Consider the following 21,136-nt stretch of genomic DNA (forward strand, 5'->3'; position numbering starts at 1 on the left):
GGCGGCGGCAACGGCGGTGGCGGCAACGGCGGTGGCGGTAACGGCGGTGGCGGCAGCGGCGGCAACGGCGGCGGCAACGGCGGCGGTGGTCACGGCGGCGGTGGCAACGGCGGTGGCAACGGCGGCGGCGCAGGCGGCAACGGCGGCGGCGCAGGCGGCAACGGCGGCGGCGCAGGCGGCAACGGCGGCGGTGGTCACGGCGGTGGCGGCAACGGCGGTGGCAACGGCGGCGGCAACGGCGGCGGCAACGGCAACGGCAACGGCGCTGGCGGCAACGGCGGCGGCAACGGCAACGGCAACGGCGCTGGCGGCAACGGCGGCGGCCATGGCGGTGGTCACGGCGGTGGCGGTAACGGCGGCGGTGGCGGCGGTCACGGCGGCCGTTAATCAAGCAGCGCAGTGCAAGGAAGAACCGATGTCCCTCCCGGGGCATCGGTTTTTTTCTTCGAGGCGCTGGATCGCAGGCCGATCCTCATCCCCTCGACAATCGGCGGGATCATTGCGACGCGCGCAAACTAGCCCCTTTCGCTCGAGAGAAAGGACCCCGCCATGCCCGCTCGCATCCTCGATCTGAACGGTCGCGTCGCCCTGGTGACCGGCGGCTCACGCGGCATCGGCCGCGCGATATCGCTTGCCCTCGCGTCTTGCGGCGCATCGGTGGCGGTCAACTATCGGCAGCGCGAGAACCAGGCCGCCGATGTCGTCGCGGAGATCGAACGCCTCGGCGGCCGCGCGCTCGCGGTACGCGCCGACGTCTCGCTCGGCAGCGACGTCACCACGATGATCGGCGACATCGAACAGCGCCTCGGCCCTATCGACATACTCGTGAACAACGCGGGCACCGCGACGATGATCGACATCGATGATCTCACCGAGGCCGAATTCGACCAGACGCTCGCCGTCAATCTGAAGTCGGCATTTCTGTGCACGCAGGCCGTGCTGCCGGGAATGCGCTCGCGGCGCTGGGGCCGCGTCGTCAATCTGTCGTCGGCGGCGGCGCGCGGGCCGGGTCTGGTGGGCATCCACTACAACGCATCGAAAGCCGGTCTCGAAGGCCTGACGCGCGGCTATGCGGCCCGGCTCGCGCGCGACGGCATCACCGTCAACGCCGTCGCGCCGGGACCGATCGACACCGAAATGGCCGGGCCGCTCAAAGCATCGAATGTCGCGGAGCGGCTGCCCGTCGGCCGGCTGGGAGAAGCGGGCGAAGTCGCGGACGTCGTGATGATGGTCATCGGCAATGCATTCATCACCGGGCAGACGATTCCCGTCAACGGCGGCGCGAGTTTCATCTGATCAGCGCACGGACTGGAAGCTCGCGCGAATCTCGTGCGCGAAGCGTTGCGGCTGTTCCCAAGCCGCGAAGTGTCCGCCCTTGTGAATCAGCTTCGGGTACGCCAGAGCGAGCCCGTGTAGTGCGCGAGCCGGGTTTCCACATCCGCATTCTTCTGCAGGCCGAGTTCCATCAACTGGGCGATTTTTTCCTGCGCCGCGGGACGGCCGACCGACGCGATGAAGGCGTCCCACTCCGGCGCCACCGATGCATCCGGCGGCAAGGTCTGCGCATTGACGTGCTGCTTGATCGCCGCGAGCGATTGCTTGTCGAACAGGCTGATGCGTGTCGCGAGGCCATCGACGAAATCGTCCAGTTCATGGTCCGGCATCGAGCGGTTGACGTAACCGTAGCGCTCGGCGAGGCCGCCGTCGAAGTCGTTTCCGCTCGTCAGCACTTCGAGCGCGCGCCCGCGGCCGATGAGCCGCGACAGCCGCGTCATCGGTCCGCCGCCGGGAACCAGCGCGGCGCCGATTTCCCATTGCGACAGCAACGCCTTCTCATTGCTCGCGAAGCGCATGTCGCTCGCCAGCGCCAGTTCGCTGCCGACGCCGGATGCGCGTCCGCGAATCTTCGCGATCGAAATCACCGACGAGCGCCCGATACGCACCAGCATATCCGGCAATGGCGGCATGCCCGTCGGTCCGGGCGGCATGCTCGTGGTCGCCTCCAGCGGCGGCACGAAATCGTAGTGAGTGAGGAAGAAGCCGGGCACCGCGCTTTCGAAGACCACCACCTTGACGTGCGGATCGCTCTCCAGCGCGTCAACGACCTGCGCGAGCTGAGGCATCGTATCCGGCCCGAAGATATTGAAGGGCGGATTGTCGATGATCACGCGCCAGTATGACGCGCTCGAAGGTTCGATCCTGATTTGCGCGTTCGCACTAACCTGGGTCATGTCGCTCTCCATGCAAGCAGTAATCGGTCCATGCGCGCTAGCCGCGCAGCACCTTCAGAAGGTCCTGTGCCGCGCTTTTCGACGAGGCCGGATTCTGTCCCGTGACGAGACGGCCATCGATGATCGAGAACGGCTGCCAGTCATCGACTTTTTCGAAACGTCCGCCGAGGCGCTTGAGTTCGTCCTCCACGAGAAACGGCACCACGTTCGTGAGTTGCACCGCCTCTTCCTCCGAATTGGTGAAGCCGGTGACGCGCTTGCCCTTGACGAGCGGCTCGCCGTTCGCTTTGACGTGACGCAATACGCCCGGCGCGTGACACACGAATGCAACGGGCTTGCCGCTGTCGTAGAAGCGCTCGATCAGCGCGATGGATTGCGGGTCCTCCGCGAGATCCCACATCGGTCCGTGGCCGCCCGGATAGAACACGGTGTCGTAGTCGTCGGCGTTCATCTCGGAGAGAAGCGCGGTGTTGGCGAGCACGCGCTGCGCGGCGGCATCGCCCTTGAAGCGTTCGGTCAGCTCGGTCTTGCCTTCCGGCGTATCGCTTTTCGGATCGACGGGCGGCTGGCCGCCCTTCGGCGAGCACACCCTGATGTCGACGCCCGCATCGAGAAATGTGAAGTATGGCGCCGCGAATTCCTCCAGCCAGAATCCGGTTTTCCTGCCGGTGTTGCCGAGCTGGTCATGCGAAGTCATCACCATCAAAATTTTCATGGTCGCACCTGCCTCGAAAAAAGGTCGCAGTTGCCACGCTGTCTCGTGGTGAAAGCACTATAGGTCGCGAATCGGCGCTCCGCGCGGTGAGACCATACCAAGGTATAGGGTTCTATGCGACGTCGCCGGCTGATGATTCGCACTACTGTGATCGAACCCGGCGCGCACAGCACATTTATGCTGTCCATACGAAATTGCATCGGCAATCGCTACGGTCAGGCGCCACAACTCGGAAAGTTTTTGCGGTCGATTTCTGCTAGAGCGGGCCGTCATTGCCAAGACGAAACGAGTCCGTTCCTCAAGCGACGTGCGCAGCCAATCGGCAAGCGAAGAACATGTCGATGCAGCCGTGTTCCGCGCTCATCCATTCAGCTTTTCTACAGATCATTGCCCTGCGTTGCCTGCTGGACAGGAGAAAACATGGTCCGGGGCGTGCAAACCACTTCAAACAAGGCGAACACCGATAACGAGACGCCCGTGGTGTATGTCGTCGACGATGACGAGTCGATCCGCTGCACCTTGCAGAGCCTGATCCTCGATGTGCATCCGAGGCGGCCCTGGCGGGCGCGGACAGGTCATGAGAAAGATGGCTTCGCGCTGCCTTCCCGATCTCGTCAGGAAAGCAGAGGCGCTGGGCATCGAACCTTCTTTCACACGGACCGCGCCCCTGAACGAAGCGCGTTGCTAGTCCAGCGGCGCAACGGCGGCCGGTGGCCCGATGTGCGTCACGACTCCCTTGACCCCCGGCGCGTTCTCCGCGGCTACGCGAATCGCGTTGACTTCGTCCTCGCTTGCGACACGGGTCCATAAATGCACGGTCCCGTTCTCCACGATGACGTTCTCCCGAGCAAGCGCCCAGGGATGGTCCGCCATCGCCGCAAGGACCGCTTCGCGGATCGAGTGATCGCTGATGTCGGCATCGACGGGCAGTTCGGGCGCCATCGTCACGAGGGCGCGAATCAGATTGGCGCGACTCACGACGCCGACGACCTTGCCATCGCGCACCACGGGCACGCGCTTGATGCGCTTGCGTTCGAGCAACTCGGCAATGTCGGCGACCGGACACGTCTCCGTCACGGTCGTGACGTCGGTACTCATCACATCCCCGACCCTGCGCGCATGCTCCTTGACATACTGGCTCGCCAGTTCGCGCGTCGATGCAACCAGTTCGAGCCACCACGCGCGGTGCTTGACGCCGGTCCCGATCTCCGCGCGATGCATCAGATCGCCCTCCGTGACGATGCCGAGCAACTTGCCGTCCTCGTCGATCACGGGCATCCCGCTGATGCCCGCGAAAACCATCGTTCCGGCCGCTTGTCGCACGGACATGTCGGGGGTGGCGGAAACGATCCGCGTCGTCATGATGTCGGCAGCTCGCACGTTCATCTCCTTCCGGGAAGACAGCAGAGTTCTGGATATGAGCGATGACGCCAGCGGCGTCCGCTTATGGGTCTGGTCCGGCACGACGCCTTGAACGATACAACAGATCCCGCTGCAGTACATTTTCCCGACCTGCGCTTTCGAAGGCCGAGCCCTCCGCGTAGACCGCCAGACAATGGGTCTGACTCGTATGAAGTAAGTTTTTCTGCGACCGCTGTGCAACGAAAGATTTTTTTACTGTGACAGGGATTTACATTCATCTCATAAGACGATAACCTTGCTGCCGTCAGTCAGGTTTCGGCAAGCGTTGCCGAATGTTACGAAAGTACTTTGAAATATTCGGTATTTTCGACCGAAATTGCGAAGATGTTGCCTGATTCCAGACCGACGCCGCCTTCGAACTGAGCTGGTTTGTCATTTCGTAAGGCCCATGCGAGCAAGCGCAATCGTTTGCTCGACTCCGCCATCCGGAGCGCTCGCTGTTTTGCGCACCGGACCGATCAGTGACTCCGCGCTGTTGAGTTTGTCCCTCCACGCCTCAATTCCGGCGTCGGGCAAGCGGACTTGCATTGATCATGTAGTTTGGATGACTAATTAGTGTCATTCCGACGACAGCACGGTTTGCCGCGATACGCATCGTGAATTACTGAGCAGGTCCGGAAGCGTTTCGGATTTTACGAGCCTTACGCTAATCAATTTGCACTACTAACTGCAATGACGAATCGAAATCTCACCACTCATCGCAATTTCAACGTTTTCTCGGCGCGCAAGGCCGCGGCGATCGCGACAGCGCTTCTCACGAGCGTGCTGCTCGCCGCCTGCGGAGGCGGCGATGACAGCGCCCTGGGCGACGCGACCGCCAAGAGCGCCGCGCCCGAGTCGACGGCGAAGGCCGCGACCAGCACGTCCATCTTCTACGGCGCGAACGGCCGGAACACGAATGGTGGCGGGTACGACGCGACGCCCGTGGCAACGCAGCTCGCGCAGTTGAAGGACATCGGTGCGACGATCTATCGTAACGACGTGTACAGCCTGAGCTCGGCGAAGGTCATCGCGAAGATGGCGCAGACGATGGCAGCGAGCGGCGTGACCGTGTACCCCGTGATCCTGCTGGGCACCGGGTTCAACAACGAGCAGGACGCGTACAACGCGGCCTACACGCTCGGTCAGCAGGTCGCGGGAACGTACAAGTACAAGTATTACGAGGTCGGCAACGAGCTCGAGGCAGGCGCGCTCAACGGCAACGTCGACGGCACGAGCTGGACGCACTACAAGAACCAGCCCTACGTCCTCGCGCGCGGCGTGATTCGCGGTCTGATCGCGGGCGTGAAGTCGGTGGACGGATCGGCGAAGATCGTCGTGAACGGCACGTGGCTGCACTACGCGTTCTTCCAGATGCTGATGGACGGCTCGCAGCCTGACGGCACGCGCGGTCATCCGACCGTGAACTGGGACATCACCGCATGGCACTGGTATTCGAATCAGAACGACATGACGCATGCATGCGGCGGCACGGGCTGCTACGACATGCTGGGCATCCTTCATTCGTTCGGCAAGCCGGTGTGGATCAACGAATTCGGCGTGCGTCCGAACTACGGCACCGATCAGCAGATCGCGAATTATATGGCCGGCAATATGATGATGGCGCAGTTCCAGAGCGTTGCATCGAAGTACAACATCCAGTCGATCCAGGCGTTCGAACTCTATGACGACGTCGAAGGCAACTTCGGTCTGATGAAGTCGGACGGTCAGACGACGAAGGCCGCTTACTGGGCGTACAAGAACTTCGTGGCCGGCCACCCGATGTAAGTTGCGCGGGGGTTTCGTCTCCCCCGCTTCCGGCATGTCTTCACGAGCGACCCATTGTGGTCGCTCGTGGCGTTTTGGGCCTTGAAAATAGGCACTTTCCCCGATCCGACCGTTCCGCGCTTATCGGCGCGACGATATGACTGGTATTCAGTCGCAGCGCCTTGCCGGCGATTGCCGTCCGCCCTAACCTGCATGAGAGCCAGCCCTTCGGATAGTTGCCGGGCCGGCCATTTCCATCGATCCATACACCGCCTGTTCTTCCCGTTGCGGAAGACGCAGGTCCTATTGGAGAAGATATGCGCGGCAACCTGCAATCCGTCATCGAACGAGACGAGCCATTCGTCGGCATGCCTCACCGTGCCCAGCACGATCGTGTGCGATCCATTCTTTATTGCCGCGGAACGGGCGCCGCGTCGATCGCGGGAATCGCGAGGCGGCTTGCTTCGGCGGGGCGCAAGTTCGAGGTGCATACCTTCGCGCGATCGGCCGAGCGCACCGTGCTGCTGGAAGCATTCGACGCGCTTCGCAGTCACGGCAAGGTCTATCATCATTTCGACCTGCCGGATGATCTGTCCGCGCAGAAAAGCGCCTTCGCGATGAGTCCGACTCACGCGAGCACGCAGATTTACTGCAGCGGCCCGCCCGCGTTCACGGATCTGGTCGAGCGTCACGCACGCGACTGGGTGTATGCGGCCAACATCCACAAGATCGTTCTCGACGAGCACACCGCCTAGTCAGCGAGCCGCGCCGGATCGAGGCCCAGCGCCTGCGCCAGTTCGCGCGGCGATCGCACGACCTGTGCTTGCGCGGGAAAGAGCGCGGTGCCTTCATCGTCGAAAGGCCAGGCCAGAACGCGCATATGCGCGGCGATGGCGGCGTGCGCGCCGGTCGGACTGTCTTCCACGGCGATCACCTCTTCGGGCGCGAGACGCAACAGCCAGGCCGCGCGCTCGTATGGCTCGGGGTTCGGCTTGCCGTTACGCACATCGTTGACGCTGATGGTCACGAGCGACGGCTCTTCGATGCCGAGCGCCCGCAGATTCGCTTCGAGCAGCATGCGCGATGCATTCGACACGATCGCCTGCGTGATGCCCGCGGCCTTCGCCGCACGATACACCTCGAGCGCGCCCGGTCGAGGCACGAGCGCGGGCGCACCGTCGAGATAGGCGCGCGCGCGAAACGCCGACCAATCCGCGTAATCCACCGACAAGCCAAAGCGCTCGCAACAGAGCGCGTGCACTTCGCGTCCCGTCTTCCCGAAGATGAGCGGATGCATCTCCTCGCCCGCCTCCACACCATGACGCGCGAGCGCCGCGATCAGCGTGCGCAAATGCAGCGACTCGCTTTCCGCGAGCGTGCCGTCCATGTCCCACAAAATGGCTTTGATCAAAGCTTGAATCTTCCTTGTCGTTCGGGTGCGTTCAGCGCGCAGCCTATCACGGCGTAGTCGCTGCACGCATGGCCCTTACCGCACTGTGTGTTGCATTTATTTATACGGCCATATAATATCTGCCGTGAATTCACACGACTTCACTTTCGGAAGGACGAGATCATGAGCAGAACACTTCGCGTCGGCGTGATCGGCGGGGGAATCGGCGGCGTGGCCCTGACGGGCGCACTCGCGCAGCAAGGGATCGAGGTGCGGCTTTTCGAGCGCGCGAGCGTTTTCGGCGACGTCGGCGCGGGCATTCAGATGACGCCCAACGCGGTGAAGGTGCTCCAGGCGCTCGGTATCGGCGATGCGCTGCGCGATGTCGCGTTCGTGCCGCAAGCGATCGTCGGCCGCAACTGGGAGACGGCGCGCGAGAACTTTCGCATCCCGCTCGCATCGGCGTGTCCGGAGCTGTATGGCGCGCCCTTCTATCACGTGCATCGCGCGGACCTGCATCGCATTCTGACGACGCTCGTACCCGCCGATGCCGCGCGTCTGTCGACGAGCTGCATCGGCGTGCGGCAGGAAAAAGACGCCGCCGTCGCCGTGTTCGATGACGGCAGCGAGTTCGAAGCGGATCTGATCGTCGGCGCGGACGGCGTGCGCTCGATCGTGCGTTCGACACTGTTCGGCGACGAAGCGCCGCGCTTCACCGGCAACATGTGCTTCCGCGCGGTCGTGCCCTTCGATGAAGCGCCGGCCTTCGTCAGTCCGGATTCGTCGTTCTGGCTCGGGCCGCATGCGCACGTCGTCACGTACTACGTGCGCGGCGGCGCGGCGGTGAACATCGTCGCGGTGGCAGAGACGCAAAGCTGGGTCGAGGAATCGTGGAACGCGAAATCGAGCCGCGAAGAATTGCTCGCCACGTTCGAAGGCTGGCATCCGAATCTGCAGCGTCTCTTCGAGCGTGCTGAATCGGTCTTCAAATGGGGATTGTTCGATCGCGATCCGATGCCCACCTGGTCGCGCGGCAACGTCACGCTGCTCGGCGATGCCGCGCATCCGATGCTGCCCTTCCTCTCGCAAGGGGCGGCGATGGCGATCGAGGACGGTTACGTGCTCGCGCAATCGCTCGCGACGCACGGCAAGGACATCGGCGGCGCATTGCGCGATTACGAAGCCGAGCGGCTGCCACGCACGAGCCGCGTGCAACTCGAATCGCGCGAGCGCGGCCGCACGTATCACCTGCCGAGCGCATTCGCGCAGAGAAAGCGCGATCTGATCTACAAGTTCAAGTCGTATTTGAATCCGCAGGCGTCGGGCATTCAGGCGAACTGGGTCTACGCGTACAACGCAACCGACTTCGCGCCACGCGCAGCCGTGTCCAATGTTCCCCTGGAGGTCTGATATGTCGATCAGGACTTATCGCATCGGGCAGATCGTCCCGAGCTCGAACACGACGATGGAAACCGAAATCCCGGCGATGCTGATGGCGCGTCAATCCATCGAGCCGGAGCGGTTCACGTTTCATTCGAGCCGCATGCGCATGAAGAAGGTCGTGAAGGAAGAGCTCGCCGCGATGGATGCCGAATCGGACCGTTGCGCCGTCGAGCTTTCCGATGCGCGCGTCGATGTGCTCGGCTATGCATGCCTTGTCGCGATCATGGCGATGGGGCGCGGGTATCACCGCGTATCGCAGGCGCGTTTGACGAAGCACACGGCGGAGAATTGCGGCGCGGCGCCGGTCATCACGAGCGCGGGCGCGCTGATCGATGCGCTCAAGGTGATGAAGGCGAAGCGCGTCGTGGTCGTAGCGCCGTATATGAAGCCGCTGACCGAGCTCGTCGTCGATTACATCCGGAACGAAGGCTTCGACGTGATCGACCATCGTGCGCTGGAAATTCCCGACAATCTCGATGTCGCGCGTCACGATCCGCGCAATCTGCCCGGCATCGTGCAATCGATGAACTACCAGAACGCCGATGCGATCGTTCTCTCCGCGTGCGTGCAGATGCCTTCGCTGCCTGTCGTGCCGATGGTCGAAGCATCGACCGGCAAGCCCGTCGTAACGGCTGCGATCGCCACGACCTACGCGATGCTGCGCGAACTGGATCTCAGGGCGATCGTGCCGGGCGCGGGCGCGTTGCTGTCCGGGGCGTACTGAGCGATGGAATCGACCTTTCTCTACGGCGCGAATGTCCACGCGAACGGTATCCGTCAGCACTATTTGCGCTACGGCGGCGCACGCGAAGGGCGCGATGCGATCGTGCTCGTTCCGGGCATCACGAGTCCGGCGGTGACATGGGGCTTCGTCGCCGAAACGCTCGGCCGTCAGTTCGATACCTACGTGCTCGACGTGCGCGGCCGCGGTCTGTCGGAAGCGTCATCGACGCTCGATTACAGTCTCGACGCGCAGGCTGCGGATCTCATCGCGTTCATCGAAGCGATCGGCCTGAAACGCGCGAGCGTGCTCGGCCATTCGATGGGCGCGCGCATCGCCTTGCGCGCCGCGCGACGAACGAAATCCATCGCGCGGCTTGCGCTCGTCGATCCGCCCGTGTCCGGTCCCGGCCGACGCGCGTATCCCGCGCAGCTTGCGTGGTACGTCGATTCGATCGCGCTCGCACGCAAGGGCATCGACGCGGAAGGCATGCGTGCGTTCTGCCCGAGCTGGACGGACGAGCAATTGCGTTTGCGCGCGCAGTGGCTGCATACCTGCGACGAACGCGCGATTCGCGCGAGCTTCGAAGGCTTCCACGCCGACGACATACACGCCGACATGCCCCACGTCCGACAACCCGCGCTGCTGATGACTGCGGGAAAAGGCGACGTGATCCGCAACGAGGACATCGCCGAAATGCGCGAGCTGATGCCGCAACTCGAAGTCGTCAACGTGCCGGACGCGGGCCACATGATTCCGTGGGATGACGAAGCAGGCTTTTATCGCGCGCTCGGTTCGTTCTTCGGCGCACCGCTCATCTGAGGCGACACATCATGCCAATCAGCGATTATCAATTGATAGAAGCGTGGAAAACGGTGCTCACGCTTTCGCGTCTCGAACCGGGGCAGACGGTGACCATCCTTACCGGCGCGGCGACGCATCCGCAAACGCTCGCGTGCGCATCGATCGCGACGCAATCGATGGGCGCGATCCTGAACCGGCTCGATCTTCCGCCCGTCAACGGCGAAAAGGCATTGAGCCGCGACGCGCTCGCCTATCTCGGCGAAACGCCGCTCACCGGCAACCGCGCGGCCATCGCCGCGTTGAAGGCGAGCGATCTCGTGCTCGATCTGATGACCCTGCTCTTTTCGCCCGAGCAGCACGAGATTCTCGCGTCGGGCACGAAGATCCTGCTTGCCGTCGAACCGCCGGAAGTGCTCGTGCGCATGACGCCCACGCTCGCCGACAAGGAGCGCGTGCTCGCCGCTGCAATGCGCATCGGACATGCGCGCGAGATGCGCGTCACATCGAAAGCGGGCACCGATCTGCGCTGTCCGCTCGGCGAGTTTCCCGCGATCGCGGAGTACGGTTTCGTCGATGAACCCGGCCGCTGGGATCATTGGCCGAGCGGCTTCGCGCTCACGTTTCCGAATGAAGGCGGCGCGAACGGGCGCATCGTGATCGATCGCGGCGACATTCTTCTGCCGCGAAAAAGCTATTGCTCGGAGCCGATCACGCTGACGGTCGAAGGCGGCTATGCGCGCAGAATCGAAGGCGGCGTGGATGCGGATCTCCTGCGCGAATACATGCTCTCCTTCGACGATCCCGAAGCCTTCGCGATCTCGCATATCGGCTGGGGCCTGCAAAAGCGCGCGCACTGGTCGACGCTCGGTCTCTACGATCGCGAAGCAACGCTCGGCATGGACGCGCGTGCATTCGACGGCAACTTCCTGTTCTCGCTCGGACCCAACAACGAAGGCGGCGGCACGCGCACCACCGCATGCCATATCGACATTCCCTTGCGCCGCTGCACTGTCTCGCTCGACGGCGTGGACGTGGTTCGCGAAGGCAAGACCATCGAGGAAACACGATGAAGGAAGCAATCTATGCGCGTCAGGGCTTTGGCAACGACTTCGACATCGACGGACAGTTCGGATTGCTGATCGTCGACTTCGTGAACGGTTTCGCGAACCCCGACGTGTTCGGCGGCGGCAACATCGCGGAGGCGATCGAGCGCACCGTGCCGCTGCTGCACACGGCGCGCGATTTGCGCTGGCCGGTCGCGCACAGCCGCATCGTCTATGCCGACGACGACTCCGACGCGAACGTCTTCTCGCTCAAGGTGCCCGGAATGCTGACGCTGAAGGAGCATGCGCACGACAGCGCGATCGTGCCACAGTTGTCGCCCGAATCCGGCGAGCTCGTCGTGCGCAAGAACGTGCCGTCGGCGTTCTTCGGCACATCGCTCGGAAGCTGGCTCACGATGCGCGGCGTGCGCACGCTCGTCGTCGCGGGCGCGGTGACGAGCGGCTGCGTGCGCGCGAGCGTCGTCGATGCGATGCAGTACGGCTTTCGTCCGGTTGTACTGTCCGATTGTGTCGGCGATCGCGCGCCCGGTCCGCACGACGCCAGTCTCTTCGACATGGCGCAGAAGTATGCGGCGGTGATGTCGTCGGAAGAATTGCTTAGCCGCGCGCGTCGTTTTCCGGCACGCAAGTGAAGGAGACTGTCGACGTCTGCTCTTCGAGCGAACGCACGCCGCTCGTCGCTTCCGATCTGATCGCGACGCGCTGCGAACGCTGCTTGCAGTAATCGCTGGCGGCGTCCATTGCCGCGTTGCGCGCGGTCACCCATGACATGCGCGTGCCCGTCGCCTTGCCGGTGACCGTGTAGGTGTCGGGATGCGCGCCGGCCGTGACGCCGTTCGTCGTGCCGCATGCGGCGAGCAGACAAACAAGCGCGAGCGCCGCGAACGCGCGCGGCATCGAACGTATTGATATTAGGTAAGAGAACATGCTTGTGGATCGCGAATTTTGAGATCGATCCGAATGGTACAAGCGTCTGCAATTTTCTTCACAAATCGCAGGGCAGATGCGCTGTACTCCGGTATTCACGATCGACCGCGTGCGCGATCCGTTGTTCCCTTCAAGCCTGAGCGATGCGATCCAGCAGGCGTTGCAGGCGCGAATGCTGACACGGCGCGAGCCCCGGCGTGGCGATCGCCTGCACGACGCGGCCGCGCCAGTATGTCTTGGAGAAAAGCGAATTTGCACCTTCGAGGCTCAGCACTTGCTCGAGGTGTTCGATCGCCGAATCGAGATGACCGACGCTATAGAGCGGTCTGCGTGCGCTGATGTTGTTCATGGCGCGGTCTGTCGGAAGAGCGGAATTGCCGGTGAAGATTGAATCGATGCGCGCCTTCGTGAAGAACGTGCGACGCGCAAAACTGACCTGTATCGATGCACACGAAAGGCGGCGCACGAGTCATCGCGCGCCGCGTGCGTACATCAGTTCATGTGCTGACCGCCGTTGATCGCGATGTTCGAGCCAGTGACGAAGCCGGCGTCGTCGGAGCAAAGGAACGCGACGAGCGCGGCGACTTCCTCGGGCCGGCCCAGACGGCCTGCCGGAATCTGCGGGATGATCTTCGTATCGAGAATCTCCTGCGGAATCGCGGTCACCATCTTGGTCGCGAGATAGCCCGGCGAAATCGTGTTCACCGTGACGCCCTTCTTCGCGACTTCGAGCGCGAGCGACTTCGTGAAGCCGTGCATGCCCGCCTTCGCGGCCGCATAGTTCGTCTGGCCGATCTGACCTTTCGAGCCGTTCACCGACGAAATGTTGATGATTCGGCCAAAGCCGCGCGACACCATCTCTTCGCAGACCGGCTTGGTCATGTTGAAGACGGAATCGAGATTGGTGCGCAGCACGGCGTCCCAGTTCACCTTCGTCATCTTCTTGAAGGTCGTGTCCTGGGTGATGCCGGCGTTGTTCACGAGGATATCGATCGGACCGACTTCGGCCTGGATCTTCGCCACGCAATGCTGGGCGGAATCGTAATCGGCCACGTCCACGCCGTACGCGCGGAAGTTGTAGCCCTGGCGATCCATGCTCGCGAGCCATTCGCCGACCTTCGCGTTGTTCGGCGAATGCGTTACGACGACCGCGAAACCGGCGTCGTGCAGCTTCATGCTGATGGCTTCGCCGAGGCCGCCCATGCCGCCCGTCACCACTGCGATACGCTTAGTCATGCTGATACTCCTCGTCAATTTCTCTCAGGTTAATGAAACTCGGAATGACACCGGCGCTGCCATGTCGCCTCGACGCTTTTATTGTTTGGACGTCGCGTCGGGCCGCGTGCTTGCCGCGCCGGTCTGTTGCTTTCGTTACGGACGTTCCAGCGCCAGCGCCACACCCATGCCGCCGCCGATGCACAGCGACGCCAGACCCTTCTTCGCATCGCGCTTCTGCATTTCGTGCAGCAGCGTGACGAGAATCCGGCAGCCCGATGCACCGATCGGGTGACCGATCGCAATCGCGCCGCCGTTCACGTTGATCTTCGACTGATCCCAGCCCATCTGCTTGTGCACCGCCAGCGCCTGCGCCGCGAACGCCTCGTTGATTTCCATCAGGTCCAGATCGTTCACCGACCAGCCCGCGCGCTCCAGACAGCGCTTCGATGCCGGCACCGGGCCCATGCCCATGATCTTCGGATCGACGCCCGCGTTCGCGTACGCCTTGATGCGCGCGAGCGGCGTCAGACCCAGCGCCTCGGCCTTCTTCGCCGACATCACGACGACCGCCGCCGCGCCGTCGTTGAGGCCCGACGCGTTCGCCGCCGTCACCGTGCCTTCCTTCGAGAACGCGGGCTTCAGGCCCGCAAGCGCTTCGGCCGTCACGCCGTGGCGCACGAATTCGTCGGTGGCGAACTGCAGCGGCTCGCCCTTGCGTTGCGGGATCGAGACCGGCACGATTTCGTCGTTGAAACGGCCCGACTTCTGCGCGGCTTCCGCCTTGTTCTGCGACAGCGCCGCGAACTTGTCCTGATCCTCGCGCGTGATGCCGAATTCCTTCGCGACGTTCTCGGCCGTCGTGCCCATGTGGTAGTTGTTATAGACGTCCCACAGGCCATCGACGATCATCGTGTCGATCAGCTTCGCATCACCCATGCGGAAGCCGTCGCGCGAGCCCGGCAGCACGTGCGGCGCGGCGCTCATGTTTTCCTGACCGCCCGCGATGACGATCTCCGCATCGCCCGCGATGATCGCGTTGGCCGCCAGCATGACCGCCTTCAGGCCCGAGCCGCAGACCTTGTTGATCGTCATGCCCGGCACCATGTCGGGCAAACCCGCCTTGATGAGCGACTGGCGCGCCGGGTTCTGGCCCGAGCCGGCCGCGAGCACCTGGCCCAGAATCACTTCGCTCACCTGGTCCGGCTTCACGCCCGCGCGCTCCAGAACCGCCCTGATTACCGTCGCGCCCAGCTCCGGCGCCGCGATCTTCGCGAGCGAGCCGCCGAACTTGCCTACCGCCGTACGCGCGGCCGATACGATCACTACGTCAGTCATTTTCTATCCTCATCAAACAGCGAAAACGTGAACGGAATTTCCGTGCGCGTGACATTTCACGCGACGCGAAAACGCGTCCGGTACGAACGGACGGGTGAGTTCGATTCGAACTCAGGGCAGATTGATGCGCAGCGTCGCGTGCGGAGCAATGTCCGACCGACCGATGCATGAGCGAGCGACTTCAAGAGGCGTCGCGCCGACTACGGAATGACCTCGCCCGTGGGACAAGGTTCGCTCCGCAGAAAAAATCCCGAACGGGATGCGGCAAACGTGCAGCCAATTGCTTGGTCCATTTATATGGGCCTTTAATAAAATCTCTCAGGTTAAGCACCGGCCTTCTCTTTCGCCTTGCTGCCGTGAATCGCGCGAGCGTGATCCATCCGCGCGAACATTCTCGCGCTTTTGCAGCAGGGCATATGGAAGTTATTCGGTTTTGGGCGCTTGTGCGACGCACCAAATTAGTAACAATTCTAAACGGAAAACATGCGCAAAAAATTTCATATTAGTAGGTATAAACCCTAGTTTGAGTAAAAACACCCTTAATTAACTTGCTGCTTATCGCAGGAATGTTCGAACGCACGTTCAATAATCATCCTATATGACGGCGAAAATTGCGCAGGTTGTATGATCAATTCGCCTGTTTGGGTAAATGCGTAAGCGGATGCGCGGCGCATGTCGAACTGTGTCGGACCGTGCGAGCTTTCTGTCCTGGACGCGACGAATCCCGCGCGAGCGTTATTCCTTATATAAGAATTAACTACTGGGTATAACCAACTCGTCTTTATCAGGAACAAACTCGTTCTCTCCTAACGCTGAGACATGACGACGCGATGAAAATAAGCGCAGTTAATCGATTGTCTATAACCGCGACATTTTGACATCTGTCAGTGAAAGTAACGACTTCAAGTGGCCGGCGAAAGTCACTCGAAATCGCTGATTTGTCAAAGCGCTAAAACGAGCTTTCTGCCCTTCGCGCGCGAGCAGCACGCCATCATCCGATCGTTCGATTGCCGTTCGCCTTTTGTCAGCACCACGTCGCGATGATCGATTTCGCCCTGGAGCACGCGCACTTCGCATGATCCGCACAGACCTTCTTCGCAGTCGCTTTGCACATCGACGTTCGCGCGTCTGAGCGTCGTGAGTAAGGTCTGATCGGCCGGAACGGTCAGCACGAGACCCGAATCTTTCAGTTCGACCTCGAATGCGCGCTCGTGCTGCGGATCCAGCGTGCCCAGCTTCGATTCGAAATGTTCGATCTTGAGCGCCTCTTCGGGCCATGACGCACTCGCGTTTCCGAGTGCATCGAGCATGCGCGCCGGGCCGCACGCGTAGACGAGCGTGCCCTCTTCCACCGCGAGCGCGGCGAAATCGTTGCGCGTGCCTTCTTCCGAGACGTACTCGCGAAGGCGTGCGCCGTGCAGCGGGCGCATCTCGTCGAGCAAGGCCATCGATGCGCGCGAGCGTCCGCTGTAATGCACCTCGTAGTCGATGCCGAGCGAGCGAGCGCACCGCGCCATCGCGCTGATCGGCGTGATGCCGATGCCGCCCGCGATCAGCACGAGCTTTTTCGCGCGCTCGTCGAGACGGAAGTGATTGCGCGGGCCGCGGATACGCCACTGCGCGCCGCGCTTCACGTTCTCGTGAACCCACGCCGAGCCTCCCCGGCTTTCCGTCTCGCGCAACACCGCGATTTCGAATGCTCCGGCATCGCCCGGATCTCCGCATAGCGAATACTGGCGCGACAGGCCGGTCTCGCCGCAGACGACATCGATATGAGAGCCCGCCGTCCAGCGCGGCAGATCGCGCCCGTCCGCCGATACGAGCCGCACGCGCACGACACGATCCGCGCAAGCCTGAACCGAATCGACGATCACGGCGCGGCTCACCGCATGCGACGATGGCTCGCCGATGCGCACCACCGCGCGCGCCTCGCGCACGTTCGGATCGGTGCGCTCGGGATTCATCGCCGGGTCCCATTCGACGTACAGATGCTCCGGCCCGCGAAACGACGTGTTCGGCACATAGGTAAAACGCTGTTCGGCGAGGCGCATGTGCGGCAGGCGTCGCGTGAGCTCGTCGAGGAAAATCTGCATCTCCATGCGCGCGAGGTTCTTGCCCATGCACTGATGCGCGCCGTAGCCGAAGGTCAACTGATCGCTGGCGTTTTCGCGGCGAATGTCGAAAAGATCAGCATCGGCGAACTGATGTTGATCGTGATTCGCCGATGACGTGACGATCAAGAGCTTCGAGCCCGCGCAAATATCGATGCCGCCGATCTTCACGTCCTTCGTCGCGAGCCGCCGCCACGCCGCGACCGAGCCGTTATGACGCAGGCACTCTTCCACCGCGTTCGGAATCAGGCTCGGGTCGTCGCAGATGTCGCGCCACGCCTCGCGATGTTGCAGCAGGAGCTTCAACGCGTTCGCAGTGGCGTTCGCCGTCGTCTCGTGCGCGGCGACGATGCCGGCCATCATCATCGAATGCAGATACGAGTCGGTGACGACTTCGGGCAATTCTTTTTGCTTGCGGATGCCGTATTGCATCCAGCCGGGACCGGACGGATCCTCGCGCATCTTGTCGAGCACCTTGCCCGCGTATTGCCAGAACTTGCCGACGGCGTGCGCGACCTCGACCTGCTCTTCGGGCTTCGGTCGTCCCCACGTGTTGACCGTGTGCGCGATCGAATAGCGGCGCAGCGTGTCCATGTCCTCTTCCGGCACGCCGAGAAAATGCAGCGCGACGGTGAGCGGCACTTCCCACAAGATCTGATCGACGAGATCGGCGCGGCCGTCGTCGATGAAACGGTCGACGTATTCGCGTGCGAGCGCGCGCACCATCGGTTCATGATGCGCGAGCGCTTCGGGCGTGAACGGGTCCATCAATGCGCGGCGGCGCGGCATGTGCGCGGGTTCGTCCTCGTTGACGAGCGTGCGGTTGAGCGCGAAGCCGTACGATGCGAGCACCGCATTCGCTTCGGGGCCGGTCGGCGTGATCTTCTCCAGCGCGATCGAAGGACTGAACGTGAGGTTGTCGCGGAAGATCGCCTTGATGTCGTCGTAGCGCGTGACGACCCAGTAGCCGAGTTTCGGGCTGAAGAACACCGGCTCCTGTTCGCGCGCCCAGCGCACATAGTCGGGCGGGTCTTGCTGATAGCCGTCGCCGAAGGGATCGAATTCGGCTGCGCGCGCGCTCACCGGGCAGCCGTTCGGCGCGCGCGATTCGTCGTGAAAGGGACATTGGGGCGCGGAGTGCGCGCCTGCCACGTCGGTCATGCCTGTCTCCGGATGGTTCTAATAGTGTGACCGTAGTATGCAACGGCTCAGATGGGCTTGCCCTCGCTCGACGACCAGTTGGGCATCAACTCATTGCTCGCCAAGGTTTCGTCGATGAGCTTCTTCGCGGCCTGCCGTCCCGCGATCGGCAGCCCATCCGGATCGAGCACGCCGATCTGCACCAGAACCGACGCCTGATCCCAGTAGATATGCTCGTTGTAGAGCTTGTCGCCGCGAAAGCGGATCACGGCGAGCATCGGGATTTCGAAGTACTGTCCCGTCGGCGGAAGCCCGGGCAGCAGCCAGTCGATTTCGCGGTCGTGCGTCGCACAGAACACGAACTCGTCGACGACGCGATCCGCGCCGATCGTGCGCGACACCGGTATCAACTTCGTATCGGCCGGGTTCGAATGGACGAAGTGATACCTGTAGAAGCGCTTCAACTGATCGTGACCGACGCCGCCCGTCATCGTCGGTACGTGATTCACGTAGGGCTCGGCGACCATCGTCGGCATCACGGCGTCGACATCGCGCGTGGCGAATTCGAAATAGCAGTGCTGCTCCCACAAGTGATTCAGATCGAAGACCGGGCCGAGCACCTTGCGCAGCATCGACAGCGTGCGCGAGTACGCCATCAGCGCGGCGGGTTTGTCGTAGTGCTCGCTGCCGGGCGCGATGAAGCCCGTCGATGTGCCCGGATAGGCATAGCGTTCGATGTTCGGTTTGTCCGCGAGCGCGGCCTCGACTTCGCGCGGATCCTGCGCGCCGTGTTCGGGGAAGTGGAAGACCATCGGGCAGCGGATTGTCGGGATATCGGCGAGGCAGGCGGCGAAATCGTCGGGGTAATAGCAGGCGGCGCAATCGACGTCGGCCTGCGCAGCGATGCGCGTCGCGAACCGCCCGCCGCGCCCGAAGCCGACCACGCCGACCTTGCCCGCATGCTGCGGCAACGCGCGAAGACCATCGACGAGCGACGCGAAGTTTTCCGCCGCGATCCCGCCAGGCTTTGGCTCGTGCTCAGGCAGTCGCGGCGCGAGCACGACATAGCCTTCTTCGGCATAAAGGTCGGCTGTGCGCGTGACGAAGTCGTCGAGGCCCGCCGTGTCGTGAAGCAGCACGATGCCCGGTCCCGATCCCTTCGCGGGCTGCGTCACGTAGGCGGGAATGGTGGTGTCGTCGCGCAGAGTGATGTCGATGAACGCGCCGCTCATTGTTCGTGTCTCCTTCTATATAGAGGGTGTTTTTTCGCGCGCGATGTCCGGTTACGGCAGCAGCGTGTCGGTGAGCAACTTGACGTTGAGCACGACGATCACGCCCGCGACTAGCCACGCCAGCCCGCTCGTCCAGCGCGAGACGGCGAAGACGCCCATTTTGCGGCGGTCCGACACGAAACGCACCAGCGGGATCACGGCGAACGGAAGTTGCATCGAGAGAATCACCTGGCTCAGCACGAGCAACTGCCCGGTGCCCTTTTCGCCGTAGATCGCGGTGACGACGATCACGGGAACGATGGCGATCCCGCGCGTGATCAGACGCCGCGCCCAGTTCGGAATGTGCAGGCGCAAAAAACCTTCCATCACGATCTGGCCGGCGAGCGTCGCGGTGACGGTCGAATTCAGGCCCGACGCGAGCAACGCGACCGCGAAGAGCGTCGATGCGATGCTCAGGCCGAGCAGCGGCGACAACAAGTGGAACGCGTCGCCGATCTCCGCGACGTCGTTGTGGCCGCTCGCATGGAACACGGCGGCGGCGACGATCAGGATCGCGGCGTTGATGAAAAGCGCGAGCGTCAGCGCGATGGTGCTGTCGATGGTCGCCCAGCGAATCGCGGAGCGCCGGGCCGATACAGATTTGCCGTAGGCGCGCGTCTGCACGATCGACGAGTGCAGATACAGGTTGTGCGGCATGACCGTCGCGCCGAGAATGCCGATCGCGACGTAGAGCATTTCGCGATCCGCGACGATACGCGGCGAAGGGATGAATCCGCGCAGGACATCGGCGAACGGCGGCGCGGCGGCCGCGATCTGCAACGCGAAGCAACTCGCGATCACGACCAGCAGCGCGATGACGAAGGCTTCCAGCAAGCGAAAGCCTTTGTTGATCAGCAGCAGCAAAAGAAATGCATCGAGCGCGGTCAGGAGCGCGCCCGCGATCAGCGGAATGCCGAAGAGCAGTTGCAGCGCGATGGCGGTGCCGATCACTTCGGCCAGATCGCATGCGACGATCGCCGCCTCACACGCGAACCACAGTGCGAAATTCACCGGCTTCGAATAGTGATCGCGGCATGCCTGCGCGAGATCGCGTCCGGTCGCGACGCCGAGACGGACTGCGAGCGCCTGTAGGAGAATCGCCATCAGGTTCGACAACAGGATGACGGTCAGCAGCGTGTAACCGAAGCGCGAGCCACCGGCGATGTCCGTCGCCCAATTGCCCGGGTCCATGTAGCCGACGGAAATCATGTAGCCGGGACCGGCAAAGGCGAGGAAGCGGCGGATCCATCGACCGCCGGCCGGTACGTGAACTGACGCGTACACCTCCGGCAGGCTCGGGCGGAACGCGTCGTCCTGCTCGGGCGGTTTTGAGGTGGGGCGTACAGGATCAAGCATCGGCTCGTTTCTCCTGCGTGTAGCAGCTAATGATTTCCTGAAAATATGCGCCGCGCCGGATGAAGATTCAAGCACGCAGGACTGACGACGCATACGGCCACTCGGGTCGTACGTGCAGATGCTGATAATTCGACTTATCAGATGTAGCGATTTTTCTTGTCAAATTCGAAGCTGGTTGATAATCTCGCGCCAACTCACTGAAAAGAAAGCATAAATGGCTCGCAACGCAGCACGCTCTGGAC

Annotated in this window: 20 protein-coding genes and 1 pseudogene; 10 read left to right on the plus strand and 11 right to left on the minus strand. The window is 62.7% G+C overall.

Features of this window, described 5'->3' with window-relative positions; genetic code table 11:
- On the plus strand, positions 1 to 387 hold a 387-nt coding region (locus PQR08_RS36095; RefSeq protein WP_408164083.1), incomplete at its 5' end, for a hypothetical protein.
- A 162-nt stretch (positions 388 to 549) separates the two neighbouring features.
- Positions 550 to 1,296: an SDR family NAD(P)-dependent oxidoreductase gene (locus PQR08_RS36100; protein WP_250485727.1), complete on the plus strand. Its 747-nt coding sequence runs from the start codon at positions 550 to 552 to the stop codon at positions 1,294 to 1,296.
- 86 nt (positions 1,297 to 1,382) lie between these two features.
- On the opposite strand, the gene PQR08_RS36105 is transcribed toward PQR08_RS36100, so the two are convergent.
- Positions 1,383 to 2,231, minus strand: coding sequence for an enoyl-CoA hydratase/isomerase family protein (locus PQR08_RS36105; protein ID WP_250485728.1), 849 nt, complete (start codon positions 2,229 to 2,231; stop codon positions 1,383 to 1,385).
- Between the two features lie 37 nt (positions 2,232 to 2,268).
- The gene (locus tag PQR08_RS36110) at positions 2,269 to 2,946 is read right to left on the minus strand and encodes a type 1 glutamine amidotransferase domain-containing protein (RefSeq protein WP_250485729.1); all 678 of its coding nucleotides are present in this window, start codon (positions 2,944 to 2,946) and stop codon (positions 2,269 to 2,271) included.
- Positions 2,947 to 3,511: 565 nt separating this feature from the next.
- Between PQR08_RS36110 and PQR08_RS36115 the strand changes: the two are divergent.
- Positions 3,512 to 3,634 (plus strand): annotated as a pseudogene (locus PQR08_RS36115) (DNA-binding response regulator); the annotation flags it as partial.
- On the opposite strand, the gene PQR08_RS36120 reads toward PQR08_RS36115, so the two are convergent.
- A complete protein-coding gene (locus PQR08_RS36120) occupies positions 3,631 to 4,326 on the minus strand; it encodes a CBS domain-containing protein (RefSeq protein WP_250485730.1) in 696 nt (231 codons plus the stop codon). The pseudogene PQR08_RS36115 and the gene PQR08_RS36120 overlap by 4 nt on opposite strands.
- Positions 4,327 to 5,040: 714 nt before the next feature.
- Between PQR08_RS36120 and PQR08_RS36125 the strand changes: the two genes are divergently transcribed.
- Together PQR08_RS36125 and PQR08_RS36130 are read left to right on the plus strand one after the other, a co-directional pair.
- Positions 5,041 to 6,135 (plus strand): glycosyl hydrolase, encoded by a 1,095-nt coding sequence (locus PQR08_RS36125; protein ID WP_187603749.1) that lies wholly within the window; start codon positions 5,041 to 5,043, stop codon positions 6,133 to 6,135.
- Positions 6,136 to 6,431: 296 nt separating this feature from the next.
- Positions 6,432 to 6,869: a ferredoxin reductase domain-containing protein gene (locus PQR08_RS36130; RefSeq protein ID WP_250485731.1), complete on the plus strand. Its 438-nt coding sequence runs from the start codon at positions 6,432 to 6,434 to the stop codon at positions 6,867 to 6,869.
- Here PQR08_RS36130 and PQR08_RS36135 read toward each other — a convergent pair.
- Entirely contained in the window at positions 6,866 to 7,525 is a 660-nt protein-coding gene (locus tag PQR08_RS36135; RefSeq protein ID WP_250485732.1) for an HAD family hydrolase, read from the minus strand. The genes PQR08_RS36130 and PQR08_RS36135 overlap by 4 nt on opposite strands.
- Before the next feature lie 162 nt (positions 7,526 to 7,687).
- Here PQR08_RS36135 and PQR08_RS36140 point away from each other — a divergent pair, with 162 nt between their 5' ends.
- From PQR08_RS36140 to PQR08_RS36160, 5 genes are read left to right on the plus strand one after another with little or no spacing between them, the layout of a single operon-like run.
- Positions 7,688 to 8,914 carry an FAD-dependent monooxygenase gene (locus tag PQR08_RS36140; RefSeq protein WP_250485733.1) on the plus strand — a complete coding sequence of 409 codons (1,227 nt, stop codon included), beginning with the start codon at positions 7,688 to 7,690 and terminating at the stop codon, positions 8,912 to 8,914.
- Between the two features lies 1 nt (position 8,915).
- Positions 8,916 to 9,671, plus strand: a complete 756-nt coding sequence (locus tag PQR08_RS36145) for a maleate cis-trans isomerase family protein (protein WP_284509102.1) — start codon at positions 8,916 to 8,918, stop codon at positions 9,669 to 9,671.
- 3 nt (positions 9,672 to 9,674) lie between these two features.
- On the plus strand, positions 9,675 to 10,490 hold the full coding sequence (locus PQR08_RS36150; RefSeq protein WP_250485734.1) for an alpha/beta fold hydrolase: 816 nt from the start codon (positions 9,675 to 9,677) through the stop codon (positions 10,488 to 10,490).
- Positions 10,491 to 10,501: 11 nt separating this feature from the next.
- A complete protein-coding gene (locus PQR08_RS36155; RefSeq protein ID WP_250485735.1) occupies positions 10,502 to 11,542 on the plus strand; it encodes a 2,5-dihydroxypyridine 5,6-dioxygenase NicX family protein in 1,041 nt (346 codons plus the stop codon).
- Complete coding sequence (locus PQR08_RS36160; RefSeq protein ID WP_250485736.1) at positions 11,539 to 12,168, plus strand: isochorismatase family protein; 630 nt, start codon at positions 11,539 to 11,541, stop codon at positions 12,166 to 12,168. Before PQR08_RS36155 ends, PQR08_RS36160 begins: the two co-directional genes overlap by 4 nt.
- Here PQR08_RS36160 and PQR08_RS36165 read toward each other — a convergent pair.
- From PQR08_RS36165 to PQR08_RS36195, 7 genes are all read right to left on the minus strand, one after another.
- Positions 12,134 to 12,433, minus strand: a complete 300-nt coding sequence (locus PQR08_RS36165; protein ID WP_238210765.1) for a hypothetical protein — start codon at positions 12,431 to 12,433, stop codon at positions 12,134 to 12,136. The genes PQR08_RS36160 and PQR08_RS36165 overlap by 35 nt on opposite strands.
- A gap of 160 nt (positions 12,434 to 12,593) precedes the next feature.
- Positions 12,594 to 12,812 carry a hypothetical protein gene (locus tag PQR08_RS36170; RefSeq protein ID WP_035507213.1) on the minus strand — a complete coding sequence of 73 codons (219 nt, stop codon included), beginning with the start codon at positions 12,810 to 12,812 and terminating at the stop codon, positions 12,594 to 12,596.
- Between the two features lie 143 nt (positions 12,813 to 12,955).
- Positions 12,956 to 13,699: an acetoacetyl-CoA reductase gene (gene phbB, locus PQR08_RS36175; protein WP_250485737.1), complete on the minus strand. Its 744-nt coding sequence runs from the start codon at positions 13,697 to 13,699 to the stop codon at positions 12,956 to 12,958.
- A gap of 135 nt (positions 13,700 to 13,834) precedes the next feature.
- Positions 13,835 to 15,016, minus strand: coding sequence for an acetyl-CoA C-acetyltransferase (locus tag PQR08_RS36180; RefSeq protein WP_187603757.1), 1,182 nt, complete (start codon positions 15,014 to 15,016; stop codon positions 13,835 to 13,837).
- Between the two features lie 941 nt (positions 15,017 to 15,957).
- Positions 15,958 to 18,288, minus strand: coding sequence for a cytochrome P450/oxidoreductase (locus tag PQR08_RS36185; protein ID WP_250485738.1), 2,331 nt, complete (start codon positions 18,286 to 18,288; stop codon positions 15,958 to 15,960).
- Between the two features lie 47 nt (positions 18,289 to 18,335).
- The gene (locus tag PQR08_RS36190) at positions 18,336 to 19,499 is read right to left on the minus strand and encodes a dienelactone hydrolase family protein (RefSeq protein ID WP_250485739.1); all 1,164 of its coding nucleotides are present in this window, start codon (positions 19,497 to 19,499) and stop codon (positions 18,336 to 18,338) included.
- A gap of 51 nt (positions 19,500 to 19,550) precedes the next feature.
- A complete protein-coding gene (locus PQR08_RS36195; protein ID WP_238210772.1) occupies positions 19,551 to 20,894 on the minus strand; it encodes an Nramp family divalent metal transporter in 1,344 nt (447 codons plus the stop codon).
- Between the last annotated feature and the right edge of the window lie 242 nt (positions 20,895 to 21,136).

It is taken from the genome of Caballeronia jiangsuensis (assembly GCF_046030135.1).
GTDB lineage: Bacteria > Pseudomonadota > Gammaproteobacteria > Burkholderiales > Burkholderiaceae > Caballeronia > Caballeronia jiangsuensis.

Bases quoted from the DNA above. Each gene is read 5' to 3' on its own strand.
- PQR08_RS36140 (WP_250485733.1), top strand. From the start codon at position 7,688: ATGAGCAGAACACTTCGCGTCGGCGTGATCGGCGGGGGAATCGGCGGC.
- PQR08_RS36105 (WP_250485728.1), bottom strand. From the start codon at position 2,231: ATGACCCAGGTTAGTGCGAACGCGCAAATCAGGATCGAACCTTCGAGC.
- PQR08_RS36185 (WP_250485738.1), bottom strand. From the start codon at position 18,288: ATGACCGACGTGGCAGGCGCGCACTCCGCGCCCCAATGTCCCTTTCAC.
- PQR08_RS36190 (WP_250485739.1), bottom strand. From the start codon at position 19,499: ATGAGCGGCGCGTTCATCGACATCACTCTGCGCGACGACACCACCATT.
- phbB (WP_250485737.1), bottom strand. From the start codon at position 13,699: ATGACTAAGCGTATCGCAGTGGTGACGGGCGGCATGGGCGGCCTCGGC.
- PQR08_RS36180 (WP_187603757.1), bottom strand. From the start codon at position 15,016: ATGACTGACGTAGTGATCGTATCGGCCGCGCGTACGGCGGTAGGCAAG.
- PQR08_RS36150 (WP_250485734.1), top strand. From the start codon at position 9,675: ATGGAATCGACCTTTCTCTACGGCGCGAATGTCCACGCGAACGGTATC.
- PQR08_RS36130 (WP_250485731.1), top strand. From the start codon at position 6,432: ATGCGCGGCAACCTGCAATCCGTCATCGAACGAGACGAGCCATTCGTC.
- PQR08_RS36160 (WP_250485736.1), top strand. From the start codon at position 11,539: ATGAAGGAAGCAATCTATGCGCGTCAGGGCTTTGGCAACGACTTCGAC.
- PQR08_RS36125 (WP_187603749.1), top strand. From the start codon at position 5,041: ATGACGAATCGAAATCTCACCACTCATCGCAATTTCAACGTTTTCTCG.
- PQR08_RS36155 (WP_250485735.1), top strand. From the start codon at position 10,502: ATGCCAATCAGCGATTATCAATTGATAGAAGCGTGGAAAACGGTGCTC.
- PQR08_RS36145 (WP_284509102.1), top strand. From the start codon at position 8,916: ATGTCGATCAGGACTTATCGCATCGGGCAGATCGTCCCGAGCTCGAAC.
- PQR08_RS36170 (WP_035507213.1), bottom strand. From the start codon at position 12,812: ATGAACAACATCAGCGCACGCAGACCGCTCTATAGCGTCGGTCATCTC.
- PQR08_RS36110 (WP_250485729.1), bottom strand. From the start codon at position 2,946: ATGAAAATTTTGATGGTGATGACTTCGCATGACCAGCTCGGCAACACC.
- PQR08_RS36195 (WP_238210772.1), bottom strand. From the start codon at position 20,894: ATGCTTGATCCTGTACGCCCCACCTCAAAACCGCCCGAGCAGGACGAC.
- PQR08_RS36100 (WP_250485727.1), top strand. From the start codon at position 550: ATGCCCGCTCGCATCCTCGATCTGAACGGTCGCGTCGCCCTGGTGACC.
- PQR08_RS36165 (WP_238210765.1), bottom strand. From the start codon at position 12,433: ATGCCGCGCGCGTTCGCGGCGCTCGCGCTTGTTTGTCTGCTCGCCGCA.